Annotated in this window: 9 protein-coding genes and 1 tRNA gene; 5 read left to right on the top strand and 5 right to left on the bottom strand. The window is 58.2% G+C overall.

Translation table 11 applies throughout. From position 1 onward, the window contains the following. Positions 1-42 precede the first annotated feature (42 nt). The 5 genes from LKE90_RS08835 to LKE90_RS08815 all read right to left on the bottom strand — a co-directional run bounded on the left by LKE90_RS08835 (position 43) and on the right by LKE90_RS08815 (position 6,215). The gene (locus LKE90_RS08835) at positions 43-1,377 is read right to left on the bottom strand and encodes a hypothetical protein (protein WP_291494068.1); all 1,335 of its coding nucleotides are present in this window, start codon (positions 1,375-1,377) and stop codon (positions 43-45) included. A gap of 165 nt (positions 1,378-1,542) precedes the next feature. Continuing rightward, positions 1,543-1,857, bottom strand: coding sequence for a hypothetical protein (locus LKE90_RS08830; RefSeq protein WP_291494070.1), 315 nt, complete (start codon positions 1,855-1,857; stop codon positions 1,543-1,545). A gap of 206 nt (positions 1,858-2,063) precedes the next feature. Further along, positions 2,064-3,416, bottom strand: coding sequence for a class I SAM-dependent RNA methyltransferase (locus LKE90_RS08825; protein WP_291494071.1), 1,353 nt, complete (start codon positions 3,414-3,416; stop codon positions 2,064-2,066). After that, positions 3,400-5,391, bottom strand: coding sequence for a DEAD/DEAH box helicase (locus tag LKE90_RS08820; protein ID WP_434735030.1), 1,992 nt, complete (start codon positions 5,389-5,391; stop codon positions 3,400-3,402). The genes LKE90_RS08825 and LKE90_RS08820 overlap by 17 nt, the downstream gene beginning before the upstream one ends. 374 nt (positions 5,392-5,765) lie before the next feature. After that, positions 5,766-6,215, bottom strand: a complete 450-nt coding sequence (locus LKE90_RS08815) for a hypothetical protein (RefSeq protein ID WP_291494074.1) — start codon at positions 6,213-6,215, stop codon at positions 5,766-5,768. Between the two features lie 138 nt (positions 6,216-6,353). Here LKE90_RS08815 and LKE90_RS08810 point away from each other — a divergent pair, with 138 nt between their 5' ends. The 5 genes from LKE90_RS08810 (at position 6,354) to clpX (ending at position 11,755) form a co-directional block, all read left to right on the top strand. Beyond that, positions 6,354-7,787 (top strand): NAD(P)H-hydrate dehydratase, encoded by a 1,434-nt coding sequence (locus tag LKE90_RS08810; RefSeq protein WP_291494076.1) that lies wholly within the window; start codon positions 6,354-6,356, stop codon positions 7,785-7,787. A gap of 147 nt (positions 7,788-7,934) precedes the next feature. Continuing rightward, a tRNA-Leu gene (locus LKE90_RS08805) sits at positions 7,935-8,019 on the top strand. A gap of 118 nt (positions 8,020-8,137) precedes the next feature. After that, on the top strand, positions 8,138-9,469 hold the full coding sequence (gene tig / locus LKE90_RS08800; RefSeq protein ID WP_291494078.1) for a trigger factor: 1,332 nt from the start codon (positions 8,138-8,140) through the stop codon (positions 9,467-9,469). 258 nt (positions 9,470-9,727) lie between these two features. Beyond that, positions 9,728-10,366 carry an ATP-dependent Clp endopeptidase proteolytic subunit ClpP gene (gene clpP, locus LKE90_RS08795; protein ID WP_291494081.1) on the top strand — a complete coding sequence of 213 codons (639 nt, stop codon included), beginning with the start codon at positions 9,728-9,730 and terminating at the stop codon, positions 10,364-10,366. Between the two features lie 123 nt (positions 10,367-10,489). After that, a complete protein-coding gene (clpX, locus tag LKE90_RS08790) occupies positions 10,490-11,755 on the top strand; it encodes an ATP-dependent Clp protease ATP-binding subunit ClpX (RefSeq protein ID WP_291494083.1) in 1,266 nt (421 codons plus the stop codon). Positions 11,756-11,932 lie beyond the last annotated feature (177 nt).

The following is an 11,932-nucleotide window of genomic DNA, read 5'->3' as shown; positions in this document are numbered from 1 at the left end:
AGTACATGATCCCGCTTCCAGTGGGAAACAGGAGCGTTCAGATCACGAGAACAGGGACGCAAACAGGTTCTGATGGCTGGTTGAAGCCACGTGATTCTGGGTGCTGGACAGGGCGGATGCGTGCGAGGACGTGGAAGAGAAGCTCCCCGTCAGATCCGTCAGAATGTTGCCCGCGAAGTTCGGGGCATCGGTAAGACCTGTTCCAACAATGGAAACAACGGGCGCCAGGAAGTCCGCGGAAATAGCCGGGGCGATATCTGCCAGCACGTCCTTGATGGTGGCTGTCACCAGATCCGTTGGAAGAGCAGGCAGGTTCAGGGTCACCTTTGAAGAGGTCAGATCGCTTGCTGTAAGCGTCGATCCTGCCGGAAGCTGAAGCTCTGAAGGAAGCGTCAGGCTGCCGGTAATGCCCGCATTGGTGGCTTTGGCGAGCGCCGAGTAAATATTGGTGACCGCATCACCGGATTTCGTACCCTGCTCATCAAGACGCGTGGTGCGCAGCGCGTCGAGTTCCTTGGTGTCGGTGACATTGACCGAACTGATGCCGGCATTGGCTGTTGCGATCCATTCACTGTTGCCGAACCAGTTCTTGCCGACATACTGGTATCCGTTGATCAGATTTGGATTGCCTGCGGCACTCTGCCCGAGCACGTCTTCCTCGAAAGCGCGCGCGATGACTTCCGCCTTGACGCTCGTCTGGACGCTGGAACTGACAATGGTGGGTACGCCGACCTGAAGAATATTCAGGAACTGGTTGACTTCATTGCTGATTGAACCGGAGCTGAAGCTCAGACCGAGTTCTTCGATGGCTGTGTTGCCTGTGACCACAATGGCATTTGCTGTCGTGGCGATGAATTTATCATACTGCTCCGGATCGGCCATGATGGCCTGACCGACAGTCTCTGTTCCTTCAAACGGAGTGTCCCAGTAATAGAAGGAACCGCCCCAGCCGCCGACAGTCATGCCGCCGTAGGAAAGTGATGTTCCGATATCGTCTTCAAGCATCGAATTGATGCTCTGGAGCGTGCCGCTTTCGATCGTGCCATTGATGACGGCAAGACCGATCTTGTTGGACAGTGACTGGAAATCAACGGTTTTTCCGTCCCATGCCGCACCATAAGCTGTTGCGGCATGGATAAAGATATTGCCGAAGCTGGTGGGATCATTCCCGTTTACCGTGATTGCCTGCTGGTACCAGAACTGGCTTGCATCATCGAGCGTATCTGTGCCGGCCGTGTTCGCGGCATCAAGAAAGGCGATCATGTCCTGATAGCCTTTCAGCGGATTGGCGGTGCCGTTATCCGTATCAGCACGAAGCTTTTCGATCTGCTCTTCAGTCAGAATCAGAGGTGAAGAAGTCGAAGAAGACTCCAGCATTTTTTTATCCAGGAAATAGTTCTGCAAGGCAGAATGGTTGACGTAAAAATAAAATGAACCCTGTCATTTTATTTTATGGCGCTTTTTGAATTCATGAGGATTGCATCATGGTTGTGATGCAATCCTGTGGTTTTTCTGCGTATTCAGAAAAGCATTTCTGTCGAATTAGAAGTATTTGCTCAGAGCGCCGTTGCCCTGCCACTCGTTCAGATAATGATAGTCTGGAGTAATTGTGCCGCCGAGAGCCTTTCCAACAGTATCGATGGCTTTTGAGCCTTCATAAACAACGTAATCGTTGAATTCATGCAGGGCCGCGACAACAGGGCCACCGACATAGGTGAGAGCGACACCGATAGGTCCGATTGCATCGAGGAAGGAATTGAAGGTGTTGGCTGCGCCGATCAGGGCATTGCCAGCCAGAGAACTCAGGCCATTGCCGCCTGAGATTTCATTGAGTTCGGAAACTGTAAGTTCACGCATGGGACGATTTCTCCGCAATAAAACGCCCTCCATAGAAGAGCGGCGTAGAGGAAGTTCAGAGGTTATTCGCCCTGTGATATTAACCTCATCTCAACTTTTTGGAAAGATTTCTCAAAACAATATTCTGTATTGTTTTTGATAAAAATCATTAATAGTGAGGTTTATACATGTGTATAAATTACTTCTTATCGCCGTTTATTCTGTAATTAATGTACCCCATACGAGAAGCGGCAAACGATTTCTGTCTCTGCTGACCAGAGGAACTGATCAATCACCGTCAGGGCATCAATCCGGTAGCCCGCCTGCAGAAGGTGCGCAGCATCCCGGTAGAGAGTACGCGGATTGCAACTGACATAAATAACGACGCCCGGTTTTGCCTCAAGAATCACATTCATCTGAAGACCCGCGCCAGAATGAGGCGGGTCCAGAACAACAGCCAGAGAGGACGTCAGTTCTTTTGCTTCTACGGGCTGCCTGTTCAGATCCCTGCGATGGGCGGTGACATTCTTCCCTGCGGCGGCCCGTGCAAGGGTTTCCACCGCGTCGGGGTGTCCTTCGTAGGCGTCAACCCGGGCATGGCCCGCAAGCCCGAATGTGAGGGTGCCGCATCCCGCATAAAGCTCGACAATTGTCGAACGGCGGCCACGGGAGGGGGGCAGGGCCGCCAGAACGGCTGTGCGGATCGCCACCTCCCCTTCACGACTCGCCTGTAGAAAGGCGCCGGAGGGCGGTTCTGTCACCACACCATCGAACGTGATGACGGAAGGCGCCAACTGCACGAGGGTTTCCGGGTTTTCCTGCGAGGCTTTTCCTTTCCAGCACAGGCGCGAAATACGGTGAGTCTTGCAGAATGCGGCGAGTTTTATGCGATCAGCGGTGCTGGGCTGCGCATCCGACGCCAGCAGAAGATCCGGCCCCGAATCGAGGAGGTTGATAAGCAGATCCGCTTCCCTGCGAAAAAGATCCAGACGCTCCAGCATTGTGCGAAGAGCGGGAAGAAGGCTGACAATATCAGGATGCAGCAGAGAGCATTCTGTCAGATCGACGACATCGCCACCGCGTCGATGCAGTCCCAGAATGACGCTATCGTGCCTGCGTCTTGCCGCGAGATCGACTCGTCGACGTGTCGCGGGAGGAGTCTGGAACGAGGAAACGGGAGGAAGATCAATGGCCCCGGCGCGACGGAGACCGGTGACAACCTCGGCGGTCTTCCACTCAAGTATCCATGCCGCTGACAGGTGCTGAAGAGAGCATCCGCCGCAGGTTCCGAACAGGGAACAGGGCGGCGTGACACGCTCTGGCGCAGAGACGCAGATTTCCAGAACCGATGCCCGATCCTTGCCCACGCTTCGGGCAAGGACCTCGTCGCCGGGTGCCGTATAGGGAATAAAGACAGGAGCGGCCTGTTGCGCTCCGGAATCTGCCGGACGACCGATACCATCGCCACTGACGCCAAGCGCTTCAATACGATAGCGTCGTGGCGTCGGGTCGATGGCGGGAGAGGGTGACTGATGAGAATGGGGCCGACGACGGCCCCTTCCTTCAGCTTTCCGTGCCATCCTCGCCCGTTGCTTCGATTGCGACCGGCACACGCCGGGGAAGTTTCATGAAGTTGGGAAGATCCATCCCGAATCCGAGAACGCTCTCGCCGGGCGCATCGGCAATTTCCGAACCGCGACGGCGGCTGTCGTCACGCCGACCGCGATCATTCCGATCGTTGCGGTCCCTTGTCCCCCGACGATCCTCACGTGCCTCTGCCTGAGAGGTAGTAGCTTCTGTGGGAGTTGCCGGTTTCTTCTCGGCTTCCTTGCGGCGAGCCGGAGCGTCCGGCTGCCGGGAGGGCTCACTGTCACGTTCACGTCCTGAACCGCGACCTCCGCGCTTCTTTCTGCCCCGGTTGCTGCGTGATTCTTCCTCACTCGCCCAGTCAAGCTGCGTGATGCCCTCACGTTCCAGACGGGGGATCGGTTTGCCTGTCAGCGTTTCAATCGCTTCCGCGAACTTGCGGTCGTAAGGCGTCGCAAGACTGTAGGCCTTGCCTTCCTTGCCGGCTCGTCCTGTCCGACCGATGCGATGGACATAATCCTCGGCATGGAAGGGGAGATCGAAGTTGAAGACGTGAGACAGCCCGCCGATATCAATACCGCGGGCGGCAACGTCCGAGCAGACCAGAATCTTCAGTTCGCCGGACTTGAATTTTTCCAGAGTCTGGAAACGGACTGACTGCGGCAGATCGCCATGCAGGGCGCCTGCTGAAAAGCCGTGCTTCAGGAGTGACTTGAGCAGAACATCGACATCGCGCTTGCGATTGCAGAAAACGATCGCGTTCTGAAGGTTTTCGGCCCGCAGCAGCTTGCGAAGAACCTTCCGCTTGTCGTCCTCATCGACGACAATCAGTCCGGTCTCGATCGTCGTCGCAACGGTCGAAGGACGGCTGACCGTGATCTGCTTGGGTGACTGAAGAAACGCATCGGCGAGGCGACGGATTTCAGGCGCCATCGTTGCGGAGAAGAACAGCGTCTGGCGATTCGTCGGAAGCAGACCGACGATGCGCTCGATATCGGGGATGAAACCCATATCGAGCATGCGGTCGGCTTCGTCGATCACGAGAATCCGTGTCTGTGTCAGCAACAGACCACCGCGCTCGAACAGATCGAGCAGACGGCCCGGCGTGGCGATCAGCACGTCAACGCCCTTGTTCAGCACCTCTTTCTGGTCGGCCATGCTTTCGCCGCCGATGAGAAGGGCGTGCGTCAGCTTCAGATGCTTGCCGTAATTGACGAAATTCTCGGCGACCTGAAGCGCCAGTTCACGCGTCGGTTCAAGGATGAGCGAGCGTGGCATCCGGGCGCGGGCGCGGGAGCCGGAGAGAATCTCCAGCATGGGAAGTGTAAAGGAGGCTGTCTTGCCGGTTCCGGTCTGGGCGACGCCCAGCACATCCTGCCCGTGCAGAATGGCAGGGATCGCCTGCGCCTGAATGGGGGTGGGATGGACATAGCCCATCTCGGTGACGGCGCGGAGGATTGGTTCCGAAAGCCCCAGATCAGCAAACCTGACCTGTGCGCTCTCTCCGCCGACTTCGTTTGGAGCAGGCTCCGCTGCTGGCGTTGTGGCCGGATGGCTCGCTGCTTCCGGCTCGACGATACCGTCGGTAGCCCCACCGACATGAAGTGGATGAGCGTCAGTCGCCTCTTCGATAACCGGCTCGTCCGGAGACTTGGCTTCCGCCTTGGCGTTGCGTCGGCGTATCGGTTTTTTCGGTGTGGCCACGGGCGCCGCGTCCGCACTTTTTGCCGTGACGGCGGCTTTACGTGTGCGTGGCTTTTTGACAGGCGCTTCTTCAGAAACGGCCTCTTCCGGAACAGCGACCGCTTTCTTCGCTACGACAGGTTCAGCTTTTTTCCGTGTCGTGCGGCGCGGCGTTTTTGCGGTGGAGGTGGCTGCCGCGACCTCTTCCACGACGGCAGGCTCTGCCTTTTTCCGGCGTGCCCGTGCGGGTTTTTGGGGAGATGCTGTTTCAGCAGCCGCAACCACTTCCGGCGCGACTGTTTCCTCGACAACCTTTTTCCGTCGTGTCGCCGCGCGCTTTGGAGCAGGCGTAGCCGAGGCTTCCGCCTTGATCACGGCAGACTCTGCCGTCACCGCGTCGACAGTCGCCGCGGTCTTGCGGGTGCGAGTGCGGGGAGCCGCTTTGCGCGGCTTTTTCTCGGTCGTGTCGGAAGCTTTGGGGCTCAAGTCGCTCTCAGATTAGGTCGGTCGCCGCATAGGGCGGGGCGCACAGAAGGGGCCGGAAAAAACCGGTGCCTGTCGGTAGGCCGTCCCGCGCGAAAAATCAAGCGGCAGTCGTTTCGGTTCCGGACTGGCCGCAAGTGTTTTCGGCAGAATAACCGTCAGGCTCTCATGAAAGTTTAAAGACCATGCCCGATCGACGCGCACAGGATGGCGAGCACACCGCAGGCGACCACACCCAGCATCAGGCTGCGGATGGAATCGAATGTCTGCGGCTGCGGACGGATGGCGCGGCGGGCTTTCTGATAAGGGCCGTAAAAAACACGCAGGAACAGGCCCGCCATGACCAGACCGAGAAGCTGCATGACGTTTGTGGTCCAGGGGATTGCCGCAAAGCCACCTTCATGAACGATCATGAGCCAGCCGGTCACCAGCACGATCGGCATGATATGCCAGACGACGCGTAAAAAACGCTTCAATGTCAGCAGATGCACGGCGCTGCGCTGCGCCTTGTCGAGCAGGGACAGGCTCGGACGCAGGATGGCTACGGCATAGGTCGCGCCACCAACCCACACCGCCATTCCGGCGATGTGCAGCGTCAGAACAAGACTCCAGAGAATATGTGGCATGCGAACTCCATCGGACAGATCGGCTGTACGGTCGTAAGCTGTGTCGCCAATCAGAGCGTCGAACGCAAGACTCCCTGTTTCCCGGAGTCAGATTCAGGCGGGTTCATTCCGCCGCATTATCATACGGAGACACCCGTCATGTCAGGCCGACCCGACAGATTCGCCGTCCTTACCCCGAAGGAAATGGACAGCGTTGACCAGATCGCATCCCGCGCCATCCCTGTGGCGACCCTGATGGAGAATGCGGGCCGGGCTGTGGCGCTGGCCGTGAGGCGTTTTACAAAGCCCTGCCGTGTGCTGGTTCTGTGCGGTCCCGGCAATAATGGTGGCGACGGCTATGTCGCGGCCCGTTATCTCGCCGGGATGGGGTGGCCTGTTGCTGTCGCCGCGCTGGTGGAGCCGCGTCCGGGAAGTGATGCCGCGGCTGTTTCAGCAGGATTTCATGGTCCGCGTGTTCCATTCTCTCCGGAAGAAGCTGCCCGGGTCGATCTGGTCATCGACGCGGTTTTTGGGGCGGGTCTCAGTCGGGATGTGCGGGAGCCTGTTCCGTCCGTGCTTGCCGCTGCAAAACGTGTCGTCGCCATCGACATGCCGACCGGTATTGATGGCGCAACCGGATTGGTGCGCGGATATGCCCGTTCCGCCGACCTGACCGTGACATTCTTCCGTGCGAAACCCGGTCATCTTCTGCTGCCGGGACGTGAATATCTCGGGCAGTTCGAGGTGAGGGATATTGGCATTCCTGCTGCGACATTGAGGGAAATCGCCGTCACTACATGGCGGAATGAGCCGGGGCTCTGGAAGCTGCCCGTTCTTGCTCTTGAATCGCATAAATATTCCCGTGGTGTCGTCAGCCTGTGCGCCGGTGAGGCGATGCCCGGCGCGACCCGTCTGGCGGCGGCCTCCGCACGGCGCACGGGCGCGGGTCTTGTCAGGATTGCAGCAGGCAAAGCGGCTCCTGCATTCCGTCTCGGCGAGCCGGGCCTCATCATTGATGAGGAACCGCTGGACGAACTGCTGAAAGATCATCGTCGCAGGACGTGGATTTGCGGTCCGGGTCTTCTGCCGGAAGAGGTGGAGCGGGTGTTCCCGCAACTGGTCGCGGCGGATCGACAGATTCTGGCGGATGCGGGCGCTTTTTCATGGGCGGCCGGTGCGCCGGAGCGTCTGCGGGGGGCGGCTGTCCTGACGCCGCATGGCGGAGAGTTTACGAGGGTCTTCGGCTCGTCGGAATCAGACCCGCTGGCCGCAGTGCGGGCGGCTGCCAGAGAGGTGAACGCGGTCGTGGTTCTGAAAGGGGCGACGAGCCTGATCGCCGCTCCGGACGGACGGGTTGCCTTGAATACGCATGCGACCCCGGCTCTCGGCACGGCGGGGTCGGGCGATACGCTCACCGGCATTATCGGCGCCTTGCTGGCGGCGGGTATGGAGCCTTGGGAGGCTGCGTGCGCAGGCGTGTGGCTACATGGCGAGGCGGCCCTGCAGGCGGGAGACTGGCTGGTCGCGGAAGATCTGGACCGGTATCTCGGGAAGGCGAGGGACAGGGCGACACGGCTTCAGGCCGAACAGTGAAGTTCCGTGACAGTCCGGTGAAGTCGTTCTGCCGGGGTGTCGGCAAACAGCTTAATTGCAGGATGCGTGCCGGAGTGATCTTGCCGTAAGGGTAAGACTGCGGTAATCGGTGCGCCCTCGGCGTTATGGGTTGCGCTGATAGGCCATGCGGGTGTGGTGGAATTGGTAGACACGCCAGATTTAGGTTCTGGTGGCGAGAGTCGTGGGGGTTCAAGTCCCTCCACCCGTACCAGCCCTGTCACAATGACAGAGGCTGGGTTTGCATCCCATTCATTCTGCCGGAAGAGTTTTGGCGGTCGGTGAAGATCGCTTTGTATTGAAGAGTTCGCACGAGAGGATGGCCTGGGCATATGCAGGTTACTGAGACGCTTTCCGAGGGCCTGAAGCACGCCTTCACCGTGGTCGTTCCGTCGGCCGAACTCGAGAAGAAGGAAGAGGCGCGCCTCAAGGAAGTTGGTGCGTCCGCCAATCTTCCCGGTTTCCGCCCGGGCAAGGTGCCGCTTTCTGTCATCCGTCAGCGTTTCGGCGCATCCGTGAAGGGTGAAGTGCTGGAGCAGGCTGTGAATGACGCGCTGCGTAACCTCTTTGAGGAACGCAACCTGCGTCCGGCGCAGCAGCCCAAGGTTGATGTTGTTTCCGGTGGCGACGGCAAGGGCGACCTTGAACTCAAGGTCGAGACGGAAGTCCTTCCTGAAATCAAGGAGCCGGACCTGTCTGACGTGTCTCTCGTCCGTCTGAAGGCGACGCCTGATGCCGAGACCGTGGACAAGGCTCTGAACGACATTGCGAAGCGTCAGCGCGAGTTCGTGACGGTCGAGGACGTGCGTCCGGCTGCTCAGGGTGATGCGCTGGTCGTCGATTTCGTTGGCAAGCGTGACGGCGTTCCGTTCGATGGCGGCACAGCGGAAGATGTCAGCGTCGAGATCGGTGGAGAGGGCTTCATCCCCGGCTTCGCCGAGCAGCTTGAGGGCATGACGCCGGGTGAAGAGAAGATCATTACGGTGACCTTCCCTGAAGAATACGGCGCGAAGGAACTGGCTGGTCAGGTCGCTACTTTCGACATCAAGGCGAAAGAGCTGAAGAAGCCGGTCGAAGCCGAGATCAACGACGACCTTGCCAAGAAGATCGGGTTCGAGAATCTCGACAAGATTCGCGAAGTCATCACGAAGCAGGTTGAAGACGAGTACGAGCAGCTTTCCCGTCTGCGTCTGAAGCGTGATCTGCTGGACAAGCTGGCTGAGAAGACGGACTTCCCGGCTCCGGAAAGCATGGTTGAAGCCGAGTTCGAGCAGATCTGGGCGCGTGTTGAGGCTGATCGCAAGTCCGGTGAACTGGACGAGGAAGATCAGGGTAAGGACGAAGACACGCTCAAGGCTGATTATCGCAAGATCGCCGAGCGTCGCGTAAAGCTCGGCCTGCTGCTTGCAGAGATCGGTCGCGCGAAGGGCATCACGGTGACGCAGGACGAAATGGCGCGCGCCATTCGCGCTGAAGCCATGCGCTACCGTGGTCAGGAACAGGCTGTGTTCGACTTCTTCATGAAGAACCCGCAGGCTGCCGAGTCCCTGCGCGGTCCGATCTTCGAGAACAAGGTGATCGACTACATCATCGAGTTGTCCAAGGTTGAAGACAAGGACGTGACGCCGGAAGAGCTGGCCGACATGCCTGCGGCCAACGTCTGACAGTCTCTGCTGTCCTTGTAGTTAAGTGATGATGCGGCACTTTCTTCTTTTTCGGGAGGAAAGTGCCGTTTGTCTGTGTGGCCTGCCATGATGGCCGGTCGGAAATGCAGGATTTTCACCCAATGGGGTGGCGCTGGGTCTGATTATCTCTATCTTAAGCAGACCGGGCGTTCTGTCTGGGTTGAACCTAACCTGTCTTGAGGGCGGGGGACGGGGCAGGATGCATGGCGTGGCGGCATATAAGTCGGGAATGATGTGATGAGGGATTCGAACCCCGTAGAGATTTTTAACAACGCTCTTGTGCCGATGGTGGTCGAGCAGACTTCTCGCGGGGAGCGCGCGTTCGATATCTATTCGCGTCTTCTGCAGGAGCGGATCATCTTTCTGACCGGGCCGGTTTACGATCAGGTGGCGTCGGTGATTTCGGCGCAGCTTCTCTATCTTGAGAGTGTGAATCCGAACAAGGAAATCTCCTTCTATATCAACAGCCCGGGTGGCGTGGTTTCCGCCGGTCTCGCGATCTATGACACCATGCAGTATATCCGCAGCCCTGTGAGCACTGTGTGCATCGGTCAGGCCGCTTCAATGGGCTCCCTGCTTCTGGCGGGCGGCGCCGAAGGGAAGCGTTTCGCTCTGCCGAATGCTCGCGTCATGGTGCATCAGCCGTCTGGCGGCGCGCAGGGACAGGCCAGCGATATCGAGATTCAGGCGCGAGAGATTCTCACGATTCGCCAGCGTCTCAACGAGATTTACCGCGAACACACAGGCCAGACGCTCGAAGATATCGAGCAGAAGCTTGAGCGCGACAGCTACATGTCCGCCGACGAGGCGAAAGCCTTCGGGATTGTGGATGAAGTTATCAAGAAACATCCGGCTCAGCCCGCAGAAAAGGCCTGAGCCTACAGACACCGTCATGCCTGGCTATCACTTGATGCGTCTTGCTGGTCCGGTTACGATTTTCGCTTTGCCCGGTAATATGGCCGGGCGGCTCCGGGAGGAGTCAAGATTGGGGGACTGCAGATGAATGCAAAGTCCGGCGATTCCAAGAACACGCTGTATTGCTCGTTCTGCGGAAAGTCACAGCATGAGGTCCGCAAGCTGATCGCGGGTCCGACCGTGTTCATCTGTGATGAGTGCGTTGAACTCTGCATGGATATCATCCGTGAAGAGCATAAGACGACGCTGGTGAAGTCGCGTGACGGCGTGCCGACTCCCAAAGAGATCTGCAAGATTCTCGATGATTACGTCATTGGCCAGTTCGAGGCGAAAAAGGTGCTCTCGGTTGCGGTGCACAACCACTACAAGCGCCTTGCCTACGCCCAGAAGAACAATGACGTCGAAATCTCGAAGTCGAACATTCTTCTGATCGGTCCGACCGGTTCGGGTAAGACGCTGCTTGCGCAGACACTGGCCCGCATCATCGACGTGCCGTTCACGATGGCGGACGCCACGACCCTGACGGAAGCCGGTTATGTCGGTGAGGATGTGGAGAACATCATCCTCAAGCTGTTGCAGGCGGCCGATTACAATGTCGAGCGGGCGCAGCGCGGCATCGTCTATATCGACGAAATCGACAAGATTTCCCGCAAATCCGACAATCCCTCCATTACCCGCGATGTCAGCGGTGAAGGCGTCCAGCAGGCGCTTCTGAAGCTGATGGAAGGCACCGTGGCGTCCGTTCCGCCGCAGGGTGGTCGCAAGCATCCGCAGCAGGAATTCCTGCAGGTCGATACGACCAACATGCTTTTCATCTGCGGTGGTGCTTTTGCCGGACTGGAAAAAGTCATTTCGGCACGCGGCAAGGGTTCGGGTATCGGTTTTGGAGCAGACGTTCAGGCTCCGGAAGATCGTCGCACAGGCGAGATTCTGAAAGGCGTAGAGCCGGAAGACCTGATCAAGTTTGGTCTGATCCCCGAATTCATCGGTCGTCTGCCGGTTGTCGCCACCTTGGGTGATCTCGATGAGACGGCGCTGGTGCAGATTCTGTCTGAACCAAAGAACGCGCTGGTCAAGCAGTACGCCAAGCTGTTCCAGATGGAAGATGTGAAGCTGACCTTCACGGACGATGCGCTCAAGACGATCGCTCACAGGGCCATTGAGCGGAAGACGGGAGCACGTGGTCTGCGTTCGATCATGGAAAGCATTCTGCTCACAACCATGTTCGAACTGCCTGGCCTCGAAACCGTGGACGAGGTTGTCGTGAACAAGGATGTGGCTGAAGGAAAGGCCTCGCCAGTTTTCGTTTACGGGAAAGCCAAGGACAAACCGGCGGAGCAGTCAGCCTGACCGCCTTTGCGGGTACTCATTGCATGAAACGGGAGGCTTCGCTCCGGCGTGGTCGCCTGTTTCATGCCTCCGGCTCTTGATAGTGCCGAAAATCATTCCGATATACATCAGTGTAAACGACAGCTCCGGAATCGTCAGAAGGCGTTATCCGGAGAAATCCACCCATTGCCGGGGCGG

The sequence above is a fragment of the Acetobacter sp. genome (genome assembly GCF_022483985.1).
Lineage (GTDB): Bacteria > Pseudomonadota > Alphaproteobacteria > Acetobacterales > Acetobacteraceae > Acetobacter.
Note: the sequence above shows the minus strand (reverse complement) of the source record. Positions and strands in the feature narration are given on the sequence as shown.